The organism is Nioella ostreopsis (assembly GCF_004000255.1).
GTDB lineage: Bacteria > Pseudomonadota > Alphaproteobacteria > Rhodobacterales > Rhodobacteraceae > Nioella > Nioella ostreopsis.
In genome coordinates, this window is record NZ_RCIQ01000018.1 from 63423 (window position 1) to 80300 (window position 16878).

At 64.8% G+C, this 16878-nt stretch carries 19 protein-coding genes; 12 read left to right on the top strand and 7 right to left on the bottom strand.

Features of this window, described 5'->3' with window-relative positions:
• Positions 1-95: 95 nt before the first annotated feature.
• Together EP237_RS17120 and EP237_RS17125 are read right to left on the bottom strand one after the other, a co-directional pair.
• On the bottom strand, positions 96-692 hold the full coding sequence (locus EP237_RS17120) for a peptidoglycan-binding domain-containing protein (protein ID WP_127562118.1): 597 nt from the start codon (positions 690-692) through the stop codon (positions 96-98).
• Positions 693-850: 158 nt separating this feature from the next.
• Entirely contained in the window at positions 851-1345 is a 495-nt protein-coding gene (locus EP237_RS17125; RefSeq protein WP_164744747.1) for a DUF2306 domain-containing protein, read from the bottom strand.
• 100 nt (positions 1346-1445) lie between these two features.
• Between EP237_RS17125 and EP237_RS17130 the strand changes: the two genes are divergently transcribed.
• From EP237_RS17130 to EP237_RS17160, 7 genes are all read left to right on the top strand, one after another.
• Positions 1446-2219, top strand: a complete 774-nt coding sequence (locus EP237_RS17130) for a LytTR family DNA-binding domain-containing protein (RefSeq protein ID WP_164744748.1) — start codon at positions 1446-1448, stop codon at positions 2217-2219.
• Positions 2220-2222: 3 nt separating this feature from the next.
• Positions 2223-2903 (top strand): lipoyl(octanoyl) transferase LipB, encoded by a 681-nt coding sequence (lipB, locus tag EP237_RS17135; RefSeq protein ID WP_127562121.1) that lies wholly within the window; start codon positions 2223-2225, stop codon positions 2901-2903.
• A 110-nt stretch (positions 2904-3013) separates the two neighbouring features.
• Positions 3014-3685 carry a carbohydrate binding domain-containing protein gene (locus EP237_RS17140; protein ID WP_127562122.1) on the top strand — a complete coding sequence of 224 codons (672 nt, stop codon included), beginning with the start codon at positions 3014-3016 and terminating at the stop codon, positions 3683-3685.
• A gap of 62 nt (positions 3686-3747) precedes the next feature.
• On the top strand, positions 3748-4422 hold the full coding sequence (locus EP237_RS17145; protein ID WP_127562123.1) for a hypothetical protein: 675 nt from the start codon (positions 3748-3750) through the stop codon (positions 4420-4422).
• 240 nt (positions 4423-4662) lie between these two features.
• Positions 4663-4887 (top strand): hypothetical protein, encoded by a 225-nt coding sequence (locus EP237_RS17150; RefSeq protein ID WP_127562124.1) that lies wholly within the window; start codon positions 4663-4665, stop codon positions 4885-4887.
• A 214-nt stretch (positions 4888-5101) separates the two neighbouring features.
• Positions 5102-6775 (top strand): cytochrome c oxidase subunit I, encoded by a 1674-nt coding sequence (gene ctaD, locus EP237_RS17155; RefSeq protein ID WP_127562125.1) that lies wholly within the window; start codon positions 5102-5104, stop codon positions 6773-6775.
• Positions 6776-6779: 4 nt separating this feature from the next.
• Positions 6780-7310 carry a DUF2244 domain-containing protein gene (locus tag EP237_RS17160; RefSeq protein WP_127562126.1) on the top strand — a complete coding sequence of 177 codons (531 nt, stop codon included), beginning with the start codon at positions 6780-6782 and terminating at the stop codon, positions 7308-7310.
• A gap of 353 nt (positions 7311-7663) precedes the next feature.
• Here the strand turns inward: EP237_RS17160 and EP237_RS17165 are convergent, their stop codons facing one another.
• On the bottom strand, positions 7664-8122 hold the full coding sequence (locus EP237_RS17165) for a GatB/YqeY domain-containing protein (RefSeq protein ID WP_127562127.1): 459 nt from the start codon (positions 8120-8122) through the stop codon (positions 7664-7666).
• Between the two features lie 152 nt (positions 8123-8274).
• Between EP237_RS17165 and carA the strand changes: the two genes are divergently transcribed.
• Entirely contained in the window at positions 8275-9429 is a 1155-nt protein-coding gene (carA, locus tag EP237_RS17170) for a glutamine-hydrolyzing carbamoyl-phosphate synthase small subunit (RefSeq protein WP_127562128.1), read from the top strand.
• Positions 9430-9592: 163 nt separating this feature from the next.
• Positions 9593-11470: a glycosyltransferase family 2 protein gene (locus EP237_RS17175; protein WP_164744749.1), complete on the top strand. Its 1878-nt coding sequence runs from the start codon at positions 9593-9595 to the stop codon at positions 11468-11470.
• Here the strand turns inward: EP237_RS17175 and EP237_RS17180 are convergent.
• Positions 11416-12057 carry a GntR family transcriptional regulator gene (locus tag EP237_RS17180; protein WP_127562130.1) on the bottom strand — a complete coding sequence of 214 codons (642 nt, stop codon included), beginning with the start codon at positions 12055-12057 and terminating at the stop codon, positions 11416-11418. The two genes, EP237_RS17175 and EP237_RS17180, sit on opposite strands and share 55 nt — an antisense overlap.
• 87 nt (positions 12058-12144) lie before the next feature.
• On the opposite strand from EP237_RS17180, the gene EP237_RS17185 reads away from it, so the two are divergent.
• The 3 genes from EP237_RS17185 (at position 12145) to EP237_RS17195 (ending at position 14512) form a co-directional block, all read left to right on the top strand.
• Positions 12145-12792, top strand: coding sequence for a pyrimidine 5'-nucleotidase (locus EP237_RS17185; RefSeq protein WP_127562131.1), 648 nt, complete (start codon positions 12145-12147; stop codon positions 12790-12792).
• 205 nt (positions 12793-12997) lie between these two features.
• A complete protein-coding gene (locus EP237_RS17190) occupies positions 12998-13222 on the top strand; it encodes a hypothetical protein (RefSeq protein ID WP_127562132.1) in 225 nt (74 codons plus the stop codon).
• Between the two features lie 87 nt (positions 13223-13309).
• A complete protein-coding gene (locus EP237_RS17195) occupies positions 13310-14512 on the top strand; it encodes a UbiH/UbiF family hydroxylase (RefSeq protein ID WP_127562140.1) in 1203 nt (400 codons plus the stop codon).
• Between the two features lie 101 nt (positions 14513-14613).
• Here the strand turns inward: EP237_RS17195 and EP237_RS17200 are convergent, their stop codons facing one another.
• From EP237_RS17200 to EP237_RS17210, 3 genes are read right to left on the bottom strand one after another with little or no spacing between them, the layout of a single operon-like run.
• A complete protein-coding gene (locus EP237_RS17200) occupies positions 14614-16062 on the bottom strand; it encodes a cobyric acid synthase (RefSeq protein ID WP_127562133.1) in 1449 nt (482 codons plus the stop codon).
• Positions 16063-16070: 8 nt separating this feature from the next.
• On the bottom strand, positions 16071-16427 hold the full coding sequence (locus EP237_RS17205) for a Lin0512 family protein (RefSeq protein ID WP_127562134.1): 357 nt from the start codon (positions 16425-16427) through the stop codon (positions 16071-16073).
• The gene (locus EP237_RS17210; RefSeq protein WP_127562135.1) at positions 16427-16774 is read right to left on the bottom strand and encodes a Lin0512 family protein; all 348 of its coding nucleotides are present in this window, start codon (positions 16772-16774) and stop codon (positions 16427-16429) included. The genes EP237_RS17205 and EP237_RS17210 overlap by 1 nt, the downstream gene beginning before the upstream one ends.
• Positions 16775-16878 lie beyond the last annotated feature (104 nt).

Here is a 16878-nt window from a genome sequence, read left to right on the forward strand (position 1 = left end):
GATTCGTCACCTCTTTTCACTTCCGCGCGGGGGCCATGCAAAAAGGCCGTCCAACGGGTGGACGGCCTTGGGAAATCGGCGGGATCGGGCCCCGATTACTTGTTCGACGAGGCGGGCTGAGGCGCGGGCACGATGATGGTCTGTGCCGGGGGCTGCGCGACAACCTGCGGTGCGGGCTGTTGCGGCTGCGCTGGCACCACCACGACCTGCGGCTGCTGCGGGGCAACCTGGGCGTTGCGATAGGCGATCAGCAGGGGCTGGCCGACAAGACCGGTCTGCGCGGACCCGCCGTTGATGGCCCAGTAATAGGCCTGCATCAGCTGATCATACTGGTAGGTCGCATATTCGCGGCCGTTGACGGGATAGCCCATCACCAGCTGATAGCGCTCGATCGCCTGGCGGGTGCCGTTGCCGATCTGGCCATCGACAGCACCGGCCTGGAAGCCGAAATAGTTCAGTGCGGTCTGGGTGTCGCGGCCCATCTGGCTGGCCGGAATTCCGCCGCCGCCACCGCTGCTGGTGGTGGTTCCGCGATTGCCGCCGCCATTATTGCCGTTGGCAATGGCAGCGCCGATCAGGCCGCCGATGATCAGGCCACCCACAACATCGCCTGCATCAGCGCGGGCTTCCTGGGCTGGAACGGCGGCAAGAGCGACAGCAAAAGTCGCGGCGGTCAGGGATTTGATAATCATGGCATCCTCCAATTCGGTGTCTCAACTGTTGGTCGCAACTTAGCACGTTTCGGTTCAATCCAAAGTCCGAAAACCTTTACTATTTGGAGTAAACCGCCTCCAATAAAGCGTATTAACACCGTGCAGCCCTGCCAGATCGCCTGCTGACCGCCCCACCCTCAGGCATGATTCGCCCCGGTCGCACGGCGCATCCACCACACTGCGCCACCCGCCAGCACGGCAAGCACCACGACAGCGGTGAAGCCGTCCCAGCCCGCACCGTCCAGCACGATCCGGTTGGTCAATCGCCCGGGCAGGAAGTTCAGCAAGCCCGCCGCCGCCAGCCCCCATGACATATTGGTCATCGCCGCCCGGTGGCCGCGCATATCCTTTCGGATCGCCGCTCGGACCCCCGTCACCAGCCCGAAGATCGTCAGCACAGACAGCAGGTGGATCGGGCTGAACGGGCCCACAACACCGAACCCCGTGATCCAGAAAGAGCTGATCGCCGTCACCGCCATCGCCAGAACCCAGCCATAGCCCGCCAGCCTGTGCAGCCGGTCGCGGCGCGCCCGCCACAAGACCAGCGGCGTCAGCAGCAGGGCGGGCACGGCACCGGCAACATGGATCTGCACCGCGATCGGTGCATTGAAAAGCAGGGCGAAACTTGTCATGTCAGACCTCTTGATTGTCTTTCGGATTGCGATGCACCGGCTGTGCCACGGCCCCGCGCGGAACCGGTAGGGACGATGCGTAAACAGAAAGGCCGCATTCGTGAGTGACGGGCCCTTGCAATCCGCGAAGCGTGAATGGCACGCGATCCTGTCCAGCCGGCCGACGCTGGTGATCATCGCTGCCGTGGGCATCGTGGCAGGGCTCGCGGGACCGTTCGGCACCCTGGACTATCTCACGCTTCTGCCCAGGCTGGCCTATTGGCTGGGGCTGTGCTTCGTCACCTATGTGACCGGCTCGATCCTCGTCACCATGCTGACCGCAGGCGGTTTGGGGCGGCTTCTGCCGCGCGCTCCGGCGGTACTGGTGGCCGGGGCTCTGGCGGGGCTTGCCGTCACGCTGGAGGTCGCGCTGCTCAACTGGGCTGTCTTCGGGCTGGCCCCGACCGCGCCGCGCTATGTTGCGGTTCTGGCGCTCAACGGAATCGTCATCGCCATGGTCATCGCGGGGGTGGCGCTGTATCTCGGCCCGTCCACACCCGATGCCCCCACCAACCAGCTCCCCGCCCTTCTCGACCGCCTGCCGCTGGACAAGCGCGGGGCGCTGGTCTCTCTGTCCGTGCAGGATCACTACGTCGAGATCGTCACCACAAGGGGTCGCGAAATGCTGCTAATGCGCCTGTCGGACGCCATTCGCGAAACCGATCCCATACCGGGGCTTCAGGTCCACCGGTCGCATTGGGTGTCGCTCGCCCAGGTCCGCTCGGTCCGGCGCGACGGCGCGCGCGCGGTCTTGACGATGTCGGACGGACGCGACATTCCCGTAAGCCGGTCCAACATCGCGGCCGTGAAGGAGGCCGGGCTTTTGCCCGGGTAGCATATGGTTCAATGGATCCGCTCGGACGAACTGGTGCCCTACGAGGCGGCCGTGACCTGGATGGAGGACCGCGCGGCGGCCATCGCACGGGGCGAGGCGGACGAGGCGATCTGGCTGCTGGAACACCCGCCGCTCTACACCGCAGGCACCTCCGCCAAACCCGCCGACCTGACCGATCCCGACCGCTTCCCGGTTTATGACAGCAAGCGCGGCGGGCAATATACCTATCACGGCCCCGGCCAGCGGGTGGCCTATGTGCTGCTCGACGTTGCGGCGCGTGGCCATGACGTGCGGGCCTTCGTGCAGCAGATGGAGGATTGGGTCATCGCCACGCTGGCCGAGTTCAACCTGACGGGCGAAAAGCGCGAGGGCCGGGTCGGTGTCTGGGTTGCCCGCCCCGACAAGCCTGCCCTGCCCGATGGCACGCCCCGCGAAGACAAGATCGCGGCGCTTGGCGTTCGGCTGACCAAATGGGTCAGCTATCATGGCCTGTCGATCAACGTGGAGCCGGATCTGTCCCACTTCGACGGCATCGTTCCTTGCGGCATTACCGGGCACGGGGTGACATCGCTGGTCGATCTGGGCCTGCCAGTCACGCTGGACGATGTGGATGTGGCGTTGGAAAAGACCTTCGGGCAGATTTTCGGCACCGCCCCGGTCGCGCGGCGAAGCCCCCCGGCCTGATCGGGCATCACAGGAATACCTTTGGCCGGTCTCGATTCCTCCCGGCTGCTGCCACAGTTTTCGAACAATTTGACCGGAAGTGTATTTAGATTCCGGTTGAGGAGGACGTTATGTCCACTGACAAAACAGAGATACAGCGCTTTCTCCGCGACGAATCCGGCGCGGTCACCGTTGACTGGGTGGTGCTGACCGGCGGGCTGGTCGGGCTCGGTCTTGCGACAACGGCGGTCATTTCCGTGGGGGTCGAATACCAGGCCGAAGAAATCGCCGACTTGTCCGGCCAAAGCATCACCGGTCTGCACCGGTGGGGGCAGAACCGGCTGGCAAACGGCTCTTTCGAAGATATAGAGGGCATGATCGCCGCCGGTTGGGGGTTCTATTCGGCAGGCGCCATGAACGGCTGGTCGCTTTTGGACGATCCGCGCGCCGAAGTGGTCTGGAGCGGCTATCACGGCGTAACGGCCACCGATGGCGGCTACATGCTCGATCTCGATGCCAGCCCGGGGAACATGAGCCTCGGACAGGTCATGAACGACGCCGTGGACGGCCAGGTCTATACCGTGTCCTTCGATGCTGCAGATCCGCGCATGAACAATGGCGTAGAGGTCTACTGGGGCGGCGAACTGATCGGCACCGCCAATCCGCAGGGCACGTCCATGAGCAGCTATGAATTCGAGATCACCGGCGGGTCCGGCGACGGGTCGAACCTGCTCATGATCAGCGGCACCGGCCCCGAGGACAATGTCGGTGCCTATATCGACAATGTCAGCGTCGAAAGCTGACCATTCCAAGGATAATTCCAGACCATCATATTGAACTGGAAAGAGAATTGAGGAGAGTAGCAATGGGTAGATTTTCACACGCCGTCTTGGGCTTCGCCACCGATGAGTCTGGCGCGGTCACCGTTGACTGGGTGGTGCTGACCGGCGGACTGGTCGGGCTCGGCCTGGCCGCGACGGCGGTCATTTCCGTCGGGGTCGAATACCAGGCCCGGGAGATCGCCGACCTGACCGGCCAAAGCATCACCGGCATCCACAGATGGGGCGTCAACCGGATCGCCAACGGGTCATTCGAGGATATCGAAGGCATGATCGCGGCAGGCTGGGGATTCTATCATGCCGATGGATCGCTGGCCGGGTGGATCAATCTCGACGATCTGCGTCTGGAAGTGCACCACGACGGGTATCACGGCGTCTCTGCCACTCATGGCGATTTCATGCTCGATCTCGACGCCAGCCCCGGCAATATCAGCATGGGGCAGGTTCTGAACGACGCCGTCGACGGTCAGATCTACACGCTCAGCTTCGACGCGGCAGACCCGCGCATGAACAACGGTGTGGACGTCTACTGGGGGGGCGAGATCATTGCATCGGTCAACCCCGAGGGCGCGACCATGCAGAATTACAGTTTCCAGATCGAAGGCGGCGCCGGGGACGGCTCGAACCTGTTGATGATCCAGGGCACCGGCCCGCAGGACAATGTCGGTGCCTATATCGACAGCGTCAGCATCGAAAGCTGACACCATGAAACGAACCGTTTCCGAGACGCCGCGCGATCTGCCATGTTTTGGCCCGATTTCCACAGCAAACTGGAAGAATACCGGGTCACCCTGCTGCAAATGCGACGGGGTTGGAAAGGTATGGAACGCGTCGAAGGAAACGAGAAACGCGGCCACAAACGCCAGGTCCGGCTGTATTGCGTGAGCCGGGCACCTGTATCGAGTAGCAGGCCCATTTCGGGCAACCAGAAGGAATGTGTCGTGCCACAAGCAACCGACCACGAACGGAACGACCGGATTGAAGCCTCCGTCATGATGGCAGCACTGGCCACGCTCGGCCTGCTGGTCGCCCTTGCCGTCTCGACCTCGATTTCGGACGTGTCCAGCCTTCACGCCGAAGCGCCTCAGGACGGCCCCGATCCGGCCCGCCAGATCACAGGAATCGAAGAAACCGGCAGCGAGCTTCAGGGCAGCGAACTGAACTGAGCCACCCGCAGGCCACACAACGCCCGGTTGCGATTGCCCCGAATTCCGTGGTCATCAGCGCTCTAAAGGCGAATCCTGAGGCATTTTTTCCCACCCTGACGCCGCCAAACACGTTGCGAACCCCCCACCTGCAAACTAGAACATCCGGCAGGGAATAGGGCGCGTGGGGCCAGACAGTCTTGGTCTGCGTGCTTCTTTGGAACAGGAGACGTCCATGGCTGATGCTGCCATTTCGGGACATGACCACGAAAAGCCGGGGTTCTTCACCCGCTGGTTCATGTCCACAAATCACAAGGATATCGGTATCCTTTATCTGTTCACCGCGGGCTTCGTCGGCCTTCTGTCGGTGATCTTCACGGTCTACATGCGCATGGAGCTGATGCATCCCGGCGTTCAGTACATGTGTGCCGAAGGCGCCCGCTTCCTTGGCGGGATCGGCGCTGAGGAATGCTCCCCGAACGGTCACCTCTGGAACGTGATGATCACCTATCACGGCGTCCTGATGATGTTCTTCGTGGTCATCCCCGCGCTGTTCGGCGGTTTCGGCAACTACTTCATGCCGCTGATGATCGGCGCGCCCGACATGGCGTTCCCGCGCCTGAACAACCTCAGCTACTGGATGTATGTGGCCGGTGTGTCGCTCGGCGTCGCCTCGATGCTGGCGCCCGGTGGCAACGGTCAGACGGGCTCGGGCGTGGGCTGGGTGCTCTACGCGCCGCTCTCCACGCTTGAATCGGGCAACTCTATGGACTTCGCGATCTTCGCGGTTCACGTCTCCGGTGCCTCGTCGATCCTTGGCGCGATCAACATCATCACCACCTTCCTGAACATGCGTGCACCGGGCATGACCCTGCACAAGACGCCCCTGTTCCCCTGGTCGATCTTCGTGACCGCATGGCTGATCCTGCTGTCGCTGCCGGTTCTGGCTGGCGCCATCACCATGCTGCTGACCGACCGTAACTTCGGCACCGGGTTCTTCAATCCGGCAGAGGGCGGCGACCCGATCCTGTATCAGCACCTGCTGTGGTTCTTCGGCCACCCGGAAGTGTACATGATCATCGTGCCGGGCTTCGGCATCGTCAGCCACGTCATCGCGACCTTCTCCAAGAAGCCGGTCTTCGGCTACCTGCCGATGGTCTACGCGATGGTCGCCATCGGCGCGCTCGGCTTCGTCGTGTGGGCACACCACATGTACACGGTCGGCATGACGCTGAACCAGCAGGCCTATTTCATGGTCGCCACGATGGTCATCGCGGTGCCGACGGGTGTGAAGATCTTCAGCTGGATCGCAACCATGTGGCAGGGCTCGATCGAGTTCAAGACGCCCATGCTGTTCGCCATCGGCTTCATCTTCATCTTCACCGTAGGCGGCGTCACCGGCATCGTGCTGTCTCAGGCGGGCCTCGACCGCGCCTATCACGACACCTATTACGTGGTCGCTCACTTCCACTACGTGATGTCGCTTGGTGCCGTGTTCTGCATCTTCGCCGGTGTCTACTACTGGATCGGCAAGATGTCGGGCCGTCAGTACCCCGAAGCACTCGGCAAACTGCACTTCTGGCTGTTCTTCATCGGCGCCAACATCACCTTCTTCCCGCAGCACTTCCTGGGCGTCCAGGGCATGCCGCGCCGCTATATCGACTATCCCGAGGCCTTCGCCTACTGGAACTACATCTCGTCGATCGGTGCGTTCATCTCCTTCGCCTCGTTCCTGCTGTTCATCGGCATCGTGTTCTACACGCTGCTGGCGGGACGTCGCGTGACCGAGGACAACTACTGGGGCGAATACGCGGATACGCTGGAATGGACCCTTCCCAGCCCGCCGCCGGAGCACACCTTCGAGGAGCTTCCGACCCCCGACATGTGGGACAAGCAACCGCACCACTGATCATATGCCGGTTGAGATCACCCGATACGCAGAACGGGCTCCGGATCATTCCGGGGCCCTTTTCAATGACGGCGAGGGCCAGCCCCGGCTGCACCTTGTCGCGCGTCCGCATAAATCGCTGACCCCCGGCGGCTTCGTCTGGTTCATCGGCGCGACCGCCGCGCTGCTGGCGCTGCCGCTTCTGGCGGCCATCGGCTCGCCGGTGTTATGGGGGCTCTTGCCCTTCATCGTCGGGGCGGTCTGGGCGATCTGGTGGGGGCTGAAACGGTCCTGGCGCGACATGGACCTGCATGAAGACCTGCTGCTCTGGGACGACCATGTGCGCCTGACCCATGTGGCCCCGCGCAAAGCCGATCAGGTCTGGGAGGCGAATCCCTACTGGGTGCAAGTCCGCCTGACCCCGCACGGGGGCCGGGTGCCCGATTACGTGACCCTGAAGGGCGAGGGCCGAGAGGTCGAGATCGGCGCATTTCTGGCCGCCGAGGAACGGGTGGAGCTTTACCACCTGCTGCTGAGGGAAATGCGGCCCGGGTGAGGAATCGCCCATGTTAACCCAGTCTTCACCCCGATCTGCCATAGTCGCCCCCGGTTAACCGAATCCCAAGCGTGGCTTCGTCTGCCCGCTGCTGCCAAAGATGGCCCCTGACAAAGGCCAGGGCGGATCACAGCGGGCAAAGGACACGTCCGAAAGACACCAAATGCCCCGCGCCGGAACGCGGCGCCGCATTCCATCTGCCTGCTCTCAGGCAACCGCGCCCCCAAGGTCGCACGCCTTCCCCCGAGAATCGCCCTTCCCCTGCCCGGCCCTGCCGGTTCCGCAGCGGATCGCGCATGAAAAAACGGCCCTCCCCGAAGGAAAGGCCGCCCGATCCGTCGCCGCAAGGGGTCTTACCCCAGCATGTCCCGCACCCTGGGGCCAACGGCCCCGAAATCCATCTGGCCGGTATATTTGCTTTTCAGCGCGCCCATGACCTTGCCCATGTCGCGGATGCTCTCCGCGCCAGTTGCCGAAATTGCATCCGCAATCGCCTTGGCCACTTCCTCATCCGACAGCTGGCGGGGCAGGAACTCCTCCAGGATCACAATTTCCTCGCGCTCCTTCTCGGCCAGCTCCAGCCGCCCGCCCTCTTCATAGGCGCGCGCGCTTTCCTGGCGCTGCTTGACCATCTTGCCGAGGATCGCCAGCACATCGGCCTCGCCCACGCCCTCAGACTCACCCTTGCCGCGCGCGGCAATGTCCTGATCCTTGATCGCGGCGTTGATCAGCCGCAGGGTCGACACCCGCGCGCTGTTCTTCTCGCGCATCGCGGCCTTCATTTCGGTCGTGATCCGTTCCCTCAGTGACATGGTCCCATCCCCAACTGATTGCAGAATCCTTGTGCAACAGTGACCGACAATAGGCGAATGCACCCGCAGCAACAAGGCTCTCGCAGCCGCTTGACCCCGGGGGACCATACCCTTAGGTTGCCGCGAATTTCACGCCAGCACCGGAGTCGCCCATGACCGCCCGCCCCACCGCCTGCCTCGTTCTCGCTGATGGGACCGTGTTCTATGGCCGAGGCTTCGGCGCCACCGGTCAGACCGTGGCGGAGCTGTGCTTCAACACCGCCATGACCGGCTATCAGGAGATCATGACCGACCCGTCCTATGCGGGCCAGATCGTGACCTTCACCTTCCCCCATATCGGCAATACCGGCGTCAATCTCGAAGACGACGAAACCGCCGAGCCCGTGGCCGCCGGAATGGTCGTCAAGTGGGACCCGACCGAGCCCTCGAACTGGCGCGCGCAGCAGGAGCTGACAGGCTGGCTCGCCGCCAAGGGCCGCATCTGCATCGGCGGGCTCGACACCCGTCGCCTGACCCGCGCCATCCGTCAGCAGGGCGCGCCGCATGTGGCGCTGGCCCATGACCCGGAGGGCAAGTTCGACCTCGAAGCGCTGGTCGCCGCCGCGCGCGGTTTTGCCGGGCTGGAGGGGCTGGACCTCGCCAAGGACGTCACCTGCCCGCAAAGCTACAAATGGGACGAAAAACGGTGGGCCTGGCCCGAGGGCTACACCAAGCGGGACGAGCCCGGCTTCAAGGTGGTGGCCGTCGATTACGGCGCCAAGCGCAACATCCTGCGCTGCCTGGCCTCTGCCGGGTGTGACGTGACCGTGCTGCCCGCCACGGCGACGGCGGAAGAGGTTCTGGCGCACCAGCCCGACGGGGTGTTCCTGTCCAATGGCCCCGGCGACCCGGCGGCGACCGGCGTCTATGCGGTGCCGATGATTCAAGAGGTTCTCAAGGCCGACCTGCCCGTTTTCGGCATCTGCCTGGGCCACCAGATGCTGGCGCTGGCGCTTGGTGCCAAGACCGTCAAGATGAACCACGGCCACCACGGCGCGAACCACCCGGTGAAGGATCTGGAAACCGGCAAGGTCGAGATCACCTCGATGAACCACGGCTTCACCGTCGACAGCCAGACCCTGCCCGCAGGCGTCAAGGAAACCCATGTCTCGCTCTTTGACGGGTCGAACTGCGGTATCCGCGTGGCCGACAAACCGATCTTCTCGGTGCAGTACCACCCCGAAGCCAGCCCCGGCCCGCAGGACAGCTACTACCTTTTCGAGCGTTTCGCCGCCGCCATGCAGGCGCGTAAAGTCGAGACGGTTTAACCATTTGTTAGGACTTCGAGCCTCCAATGATCCCCGGCCCGGACAGGTCGGGGATTTTTGGTATGAGCGGATGAATAAGGCGGTTCGACAGGGGCACGGCCCTCAGGGCACGGCAAAGCTGCGCGTTGTTCCCGACGCCCACCCGCCCGTGCAAAAACCCCGATTGGCCCAACTGCTGTTCGACCAAGGGGCCATCACCGCCGAGCAGATGCGCGCGGCCCTTGTCAGCCAGCGCCACCGCGACCTGCCGATCGGGGAAATCCTGGTCACTCAGGGCGCTATTTCCGAGGCGCAGCTTCTGGACGCGCTGGCCGAGCAGAGCGGCACAAGGCTTCTGCCAGAGGATCACCCGCCGCCCGACCCCACGCTGGCGGGGCTGCTTCCGGCCGGTCTGGCGATCCGATTGAATGCGGTGCCGCTCAGGCGCGCCGGATCGGCTCTTGTGGTCATGACCAACCGCCCCGACCGGGCCGAAGAAATCCGCGCCGCCCTGTCGGATCACGACGGCCCGATCCTGCTGGCCCTCGCCAGCCGAGAGCGGATGCAAGCTGCCCTGACCGCTGTTTATGGAAACGAACTGGCCCGCATTGCCGAGGCGCGCACCCCCGGTCCCTATAGCTGCCGTGACTGGGACGCACCCCGCGCCTTCCGCCGCTGGCTGGCGGTGCTGCTTGCGGTCTGTGGCGCACTACTGCTGGCCCCCGGCGCGGTGGTGGCGGGCCTCTGCGCGCTTGGCGTCTTGATTGCCGCCGTCAACGCGACGCTGAAATGGCTGGCCCTGCATGGCATCGACATGCTGCCTCAGGCCCCGCAGGAGGATGACGCCCCGCCGATCCACCCGTCTTCCGCACTGCCAGTGGTGACGATCCTGCTGCCGCTGTTCAACGAGCCCGACATCGCCGGGCACCTGATCCGCCGGGTCAGCCGGCTGGACTATCCGCGCGACTTGCTGGACGTGATCCTGCTGATCGAGGAGGAGGACGACACCACCCGCAGCGCCCTCGCCCGCGCCGAGCTGCCGTTCTGGATGCGCGCCGTGATCGTGCCGCCAGGCCAACCCCGCACCAAGCCACGGGCGATGAACTATGGCCTGAACTTCGCGCGCGGGTCCATCGTGGGGGTCTATGACGCAGAGGACGCGCCGGAACCCGACCAGATCCTCAAGGTCGCCCGAAGGTTCCTGGAAGTGCCCTCCGATGTCGCCTGCCTGCAAGGGCAGCTTGACTATTACAACCCCCATCACAACTGGCTCAGCCGCTGTTTCACGCTGGAATATGCCACCTGGTTCCGGCTGCTTCTGCCCGGTGTATCGCGACTTGGCCTCTTCGTCCCGCTTGGGGGAACGACGCTGTTCTTCCGCCGATCCCTGCTGGAGGAGATGGGTGCGTGGGACGCCCATAACGTGACCGAGGATGCAGATCTCGGCCTGCGCCTGACCCGGCACGGCTATCGGACCGAGATCATCGAGACCACCACCTATGAAGAGGCCAATGCCGCCGTTCTGCCCTGGGTCAAACAGCGGTCACGCTGGCTCAAGGGCTATGCGATGACCTGGGCCACCCATATGCGCGACCCGGTGCAGCTGTGGCGCGATCTCGGGCCGCGGCGCTTCCTCGGGTTGCAGGCGCAGCTACTGGGGACGGTCCTGGGCTTCTCGCTGGCGCCGGTGCTGTGGACGCTGGTGGTGAAGGTCGCGGGCCTGCCGCACCCGCTGGATGCCTACCTGACGACGCAGGGCTATCTGGGCCTCGCCTTCTTCTTCGTGGCCTGCCAGATGCTGACCTTCTACGCCGCCTGGCGTGCCGCCGCCCTGCCCCGCCACCGCAAGCTCAGGCTCTGGATCCCGATACTCGATGTCTATTTCCTGCTGGCCTCTGTCGCCACGCTGATGGGGCTGGCCGAACTTCTGGTCAAACCCTTCCATTGGCGCAAGACGGCCCATGGTCATTTCTCGCAGGACGGGCAGGCCACGGGCCTGATGCAGGATCAGACCTTGCCGGCCTCTTCCTTCAGCCGCACCTCGAACGCCGTCGACAGGTGATCCTTCAACATCCGAGCAGCGCGGTCCCCGTCGCGTTCGGCAATCGCCGCCACGATCGCGGCATGTTCCTCCAACGCCACCGGACCGCGCCCTTCCGCCGCCAGGGATGTGGTCGCCATCAGCGCCATCGACCGATGCACCAAGTCAAGCTGCTGCACGAGGTATTTGTTGTGGGAGGCAAGGTGGATCTGCTTGTGAAACCGCCGGTTTGCCCGGCTGAGCGCCGAGGGATCGTCAAGCAAGGCCTGATCGGCAGCCACCATTTCCTGCAACACCTTGATCTCTTCCGCCGCCGCATGCTGCGCCGCCAGACGCGCCGCCAGCCCCTCCAGCTCGGCCCGCACGATATAGAGCTGCGCCATCTGGTCATGGTCGAGCGACGCGACGATCAGGCTGCGCCCGTCACGGGTCAGCAGACCTTGCGTTTCCAGCCGCTGCAGCGCCTCGCGAATGGGCGTGCGGCTGACGCCGAACCGCTCCGCCAGTTCCGATTCCACCAGCCGCGAGCCGGGCCGATAGGTCCCCTCGTCGATGGCTTTCAGGATCAGGTCATAGGCGTCTTTTTGCGGCGCTTTCGGACTGGCCATTGGTTTTCCCCCGGTTTTCTGGCAAGGCTAGGACCGCCCCGGCACAAGCGCAAGCCTTTCGGGGCGCGGCAAAAAAGGACCCTGCCCATGCCCCGCAAAGATTTCGAGCATGTCACGACCTGGGTCTTCGACCTCGATCACACGCTCTACCCGCCGGACATGGCGCTCTTCGACCAGATCAATGTGAAGATGACCGCCTATGTGATGGACGCGCTTGGCGTGGACCGGGACGAGGCCGATCGCCTGCGCCACAAATACTGGCGCGATCACGGCACCACGCTGGCCGGGCTGATGGATATCCACGGGGTCGATCCCAGCCCCTATCTGCACGAGGTCCACCAGATCGACTTTTCGGTGCTGACCCCTGACCCCGATCTTGCCGCTCGCATCCGCGCCCTGCCCGGCCGCCGGATCATCTACACCAACGGCACCGCGCCCTATGCCGAACAGGTGATCGACGCGCGCGGGCTGTCGGGCCTTTTCGATGCGATTTATGGCGTTGAACATGCGGGCCTTCGTCCCAAACCGGAACGCCGGGCCTTTGAGGCGGTGTTTACCCGCGACGGGCTCGACCCCACCCGCGCGGCGATGTTCGAGGATGACGTGCGCAACCTCGCCGCCCCGCACCAGATGGGCCTGCGCACCGTTCATGTGGCCCCGGATCCGGAACCCGCCGACCATATTCATCACCACACCGATGACCTTGCGGATTTCCTCTCGCGCCTGACCGACTGACCCCCGCCCCGCCTTTCATCCTGGCCGAAATACCTAGGGGGCGGAGCCCCCCCCAAAAGAAAACGCGGCCCGGAACGGGCCGCGCGGGTCGACGTGGCGAAGCCACGGCGAAACCGGTCGCGGCAGCCCGTCGCACTGCGTCATCCGGTCCGTTTCCGATGCCGGTTCGACACCTATCTTCCTGTTTGCGAACAGGAGATATCACATGGCTTTCATTCCACATTCCGGCCCCGCGAAGGGTCTCTACCCGCTTATCCGGTCGCTTCTGAGGGCGCTGGACAGTTCAACCGTCATGCTCTGGGCCATTGCGCTTCTGGCCGTTGCATGGATCGCAGGCACCATCGTCTTTGGTTATGCCGGGCTGATCATCGGGGCGCTGACGGCGGTCGTGCTTGGCTTCTACCTGCTGATCCGCATCACGCTCGGCTAACGCGCCCTTCTGCCGCTTGGACCTTGCCCCGTTTCAGGCGTATCAGACGGACACCTTGCCGGTGAAGGAGACCCGCCCATGCCCCAAATGATCGAAACCGATGTGCTGGTCTCGGGCGGCGGCGTTGCGGGGCTGACGGCGGCTGCGGCCTTCGGCGCGGCGGGGTTTTCGGTGATCTGCGTCGACCCCACCCCGCCGGTCACCGAAATGCAGGCCGAGGGATCGGACCTCCGCACCACGGCCTTCCTGCAACCCTCGCGCGATTTCCTGATCCGCGCGGGGCTGTGGGACCGGCTGGAGCCCCATGCCAGCGCGCTTCAGGTCATGCGGATCGTGGACGCGGGAGGGCAAGAGCCGGAGCCGCGCAGCAGCCATGATTTCAACGCCGCCGATATCTCGGACCTGCCCTTCGGCTGGAACCTGCCCAACTGGCTGCTCAGCCGTGAAATGGTGGCCCGGCTGGCCGAGATGCCCAATGTCGATTTCCGCCCCGGCACCGGCACGGCGGGCGTGCTGACCCGAGACCGCGAGGCGCTGGTGACGCTCTCGGATGGCACCCGCATCCGCGCCCGGCTGATCATCGCCGCCGATGGCCGCAAGTCACCGGTGCGCGAGGCTGTGGGAATTCCGGTCAAGACCACCCGCTACGGCCAGAAGGCGCTGGCCTTCGCGGTCACCCATGATGTGCCGCATGGAAACGTATCAACAGAGATCCACCGCTCCGGCGGGCCGTTCACGCTGGTGCCCTTGCCCGATCACGAGGGCCGCCCCAGTTCCGCCGTCGTCTGGATGGAACGCGGCCCCGAAGTGGCGCGGCTGGCCGCCCTGCCTACCGCCGATTTCGAGGCCGAGATGACCGCGCGGTCCGCTGGCCTTTGGGGTCCGCTCACTCTGATCACACGGCGCACGGTCTGGCCGATCATCTCTCAGGTGGCCGAGCGGATGGAAGCCGAGCGCGTGGCGCTGGTGGCGGAAGCAGCCCATGTGGTGCCGCCCATTGGCGCGCAGGGGTTGAACATGAGCCTCGGCGACATGCGGGCGCTGCTGGACCTGGCCGAAGCCAGCCCCGAGGATCTGGGATCGCGCCGGATGCTGGCCGCCTATCACAAGGCCCGCCACGGCGAGGTGCGTGCCCGCGTGGCCGGAATCGATGCGCTGAACCGGGCCTCCATGGTCTCGATCCAGGGGCTGCGCGACATGCGGATGCGGGCGCTTCGGGCGTTTTATTCGGTCAAGCCCGTGCGGACCAGTTTGATGCGCGCCGGGCTTGGAACCGGGCGCGCGGGATAGGGCGTCTTCGTCCTGCACCGAACCGGGCGGGCGCACCCAGGTTCTGTCTGCACGCGGGGTGTACGGGGGGTGTACGCAGGGCGCCGGGCTGAAATTGCCCCTCAGCGTGCCAATGCCAGCAGCCCCTCCACATCAAGATGCCGCTCCATATGGGCGGCCAGCTCATCCAGGGTCTGCTCCACCACCTGCCCGTAGGATTGCGTTCCGGCCCGCACCCCGAACCCGTCCAAAAAGGCGCGCCGGAACCCGTCTTCCGCGAACATCCCGTGCAGATAGCTGCCCTGCACGCGCCCATCCGCAGACCGCGCACCCTCTGGCAGTCCGGCGACCCGCGCGAAGCCCCGCGCCCGGTCCGGCCCATCCGTGCGCCCGATATGGATCTCGTAGCCCCGCATCATTGCGCCCGTGGTCTCATGCACGGCCTCGACCCGGGTCAGGCTCTTGTCGCCGGTCATCACGGTCTCCACCTCCAGCAGCCCGAGGCCATCGGTCGATCCGGCGCTGCCCTCGATCCCTTCCGGGTCGTGAACCATCCGGCCAAGCATCTGATATCCGCCGCAAATCCCAAGAATATGCCCGCCGCGCCGCCAATGGGCCAGCAGGTCGATATCCCATCCCTGCGCCCGTAGAAATGCCAGATCCCCGCGCGTGGACTTGCTGCCGGGGATAATCACAAGGTCGGTCTCTGCCGGGATCACCTCACCGGCCCGCACCATGGTCAGCGACACGCCCGGTTCCTGCGCCAGCGGGTCGAGATCGTCGAAATTGGCGATCCGGCTGAGCGCCAGGCAGGCGACCTTCAACCCCTCGCCGAAGCCCCCCCGGGGCAGGTCCAACGCGTCCTCGGCGGGAAGTTTGGAGGCCTCGGCAAAGAACGGCAACACCCCGAAGCCATGCCACCCGGTGCGCGTCTCGATCATCCGGTAGCCATCATCGAAAAGGCTGACATCGCCCCGGAACTTGTTGATCAGAAAGCCCTTTATCAGCGCCTCATCGCCCGGATCCAGCACCGCTTGGGTGCCCACCATCTGGGCAATCACGCCCCCCCGGTCGATATCGCCCGCCAGCACCACCGGCACACCCGCCGCTGCGGCAAAACCCATATTGGCGATGTCGCCCGCGCGCAGGTTCACTTCCGCCGGGCTGCCCGCGCCTTCCACGATCACCAGATCGTGCCGTGCTTTAAGGCGGTTGAAACTCTCCAGCACAGGCGCCATCAGCTGCGGCTTCAGGCCCGCATAGTCCCGCGCCTTCACCGTGGTCAGCCGCTTGCCCTGAACCACCACCTGCGCGCCCACATCCGTTTCGGGCTTCAGCAGCACCGGGTTCATGTCCACCACGGGCTCCAGCCCCGAGGCCAGAGCCTGAAGCGCCTGCGCCCGCCCGATCTCGCCCCCGTCCACGGTCACGGCGGCATTGTTCGACATGTTCTGCGGCTTGAACGGTGCGACCGACAGCCCGCGCAGACGCGCCGCCCGGCACAGCCCCGCCACAAGCAGCGACTTGCCCACGTTCGACCCCGCCCCCTGGATCATCAGTGCCTTTGTCATGCCAGTTCCTATCGCCCTGAAACCAATGCGGGATCCAGAAACGCCTCGACCGCCGCGCTGGCAATCACCGTCACCGCACCGTTGTCCGGATTGGTCACGTCGAGCCCGCCATGAACGGCCGTGACCTCGACACGCCCGCGCGGCAGGCCCTTTGCCAGCGCTGCGCAATCCACACGCTCCGGCGCCTGCACACCCACAGTCACCTGCACCCGCATCTGCGCATGATCCAGACCCAGGGCCTCGAACATGGGGATCGAGCTGTGCCGGATCGCATCCTCGATCGCCCGCGCTGCGGCCTTGGTGTAGTCCCGCCCGTGCAGGTCGTTGCCCATGCCCATTTCGATGATGAACCGCTGCTCCGCCATCACACGTCCTCCATCTCGAAGGACACCGAGAGCGCCGCCACCGCGATCACCGTGGGCGCCTTGCCATCCGCGCGCGGCACGTCGAGCCCGCCCTGCACGGCCCTCACCGACACCTGCCCATAGGGGAAGACCGCCGCCACAGCATCCGCATCCACCCGGTCCGGCGCAGCCACGCCAATCTCCACGTCGATCAACATCTCGGATTTGTCTCGTCCGAACAGTTCGGCAAGGTTGATCGAATTGTGCCACAGCGCGTCGCGCACGGCGCGGATCGCGGCCTCTGTATAGTCCTGCCGGCGCAGGCTGGTGCCCTGGCCGAATTCCGTCAGCAACCTGGTCTTACCCATGCGTGTTTTCCCCTTGTTTGCTCTCTCCAAAGCCTGCGCCCGCGGACAGGGCAGGAGCCTCCGGCGGAGGTATTTCAGCCAGGGTCTATTCCAGCTCAGCGTCT

What these genes read in the sequence shown, in the direction of transcription:
- EP237_RS17120 (WP_127562118.1), bottom strand. Translation starts at nt 692, where the DNA reads ATGATTATCAAATCCCTGACCGCCGCGACTTTTGCTGTCGCTCTTGCC.
- EP237_RS17125 (WP_164744747.1), bottom strand. Translation starts at nt 1,345, where the DNA reads ATGACAAGTTTCGCCCTGCTTTTCAATGCACCGATCGCGGTGCAGATC.
- lipB (WP_127562121.1), top strand. Translation starts at nt 2,223, where the DNA reads ATGGTTCAATGGATCCGCTCGGACGAACTGGTGCCCTACGAGGCGGCC.
- EP237_RS17140 (WP_127562122.1), top strand. Translation starts at nt 3,014, where the DNA reads ATGTCCACTGACAAAACAGAGATACAGCGCTTTCTCCGCGACGAATCC.
- EP237_RS17145 (WP_127562123.1), top strand. Translation starts at nt 3,748, where the DNA reads ATGGGTAGATTTTCACACGCCGTCTTGGGCTTCGCCACCGATGAGTCT.
- ctaD (WP_127562125.1), top strand. Translation starts at nt 5,102, where the DNA reads ATGGCTGATGCTGCCATTTCGGGACATGACCACGAAAAGCCGGGGTTC.
- EP237_RS17160 (WP_127562126.1), top strand. Translation starts at nt 6,780, where the DNA reads ATGCCGGTTGAGATCACCCGATACGCAGAACGGGCTCCGGATCATTCC.
- EP237_RS17165 (WP_127562127.1), bottom strand. Translation starts at nt 8,122, where the DNA reads ATGTCACTGAGGGAACGGATCACGACCGAAATGAAGGCCGCGATGCGC.
- carA (WP_127562128.1), top strand. Translation starts at nt 8,275, where the DNA reads ATGACCGCCCGCCCCACCGCCTGCCTCGTTCTCGCTGATGGGACCGTG.
- EP237_RS17180 (WP_127562130.1), bottom strand. Translation starts at nt 12,057, where the DNA reads ATGGCCAGTCCGAAAGCGCCGCAAAAAGACGCCTATGACCTGATCCTG.
- EP237_RS17185 (WP_127562131.1), top strand. Translation starts at nt 12,145, where the DNA reads ATGCCCCGCAAAGATTTCGAGCATGTCACGACCTGGGTCTTCGACCTC.
- EP237_RS17190 (WP_127562132.1), top strand. Translation starts at nt 12,998, where the DNA reads ATGGCTTTCATTCCACATTCCGGCCCCGCGAAGGGTCTCTACCCGCTT.
- EP237_RS17195 (WP_127562140.1), top strand. Translation starts at nt 13,310, where the DNA reads ATGATCGAAACCGATGTGCTGGTCTCGGGCGGCGGCGTTGCGGGGCTG.
- EP237_RS17200 (WP_127562133.1), bottom strand. Translation starts at nt 16,062, where the DNA reads ATGACAAAGGCACTGATGATCCAGGGGGCGGGGTCGAACGTGGGCAAG.
- EP237_RS17205 (WP_127562134.1), bottom strand. Translation starts at nt 16,427, where the DNA reads ATGGCGGAGCAGCGGTTCATCATCGAAATGGGCATGGGCAACGACCTG.
- EP237_RS17210 (WP_127562135.1), bottom strand. Translation starts at nt 16,774, where the DNA reads ATGGGTAAGACCAGGTTGCTGACGGAATTCGGCCAGGGCACCAGCCTG.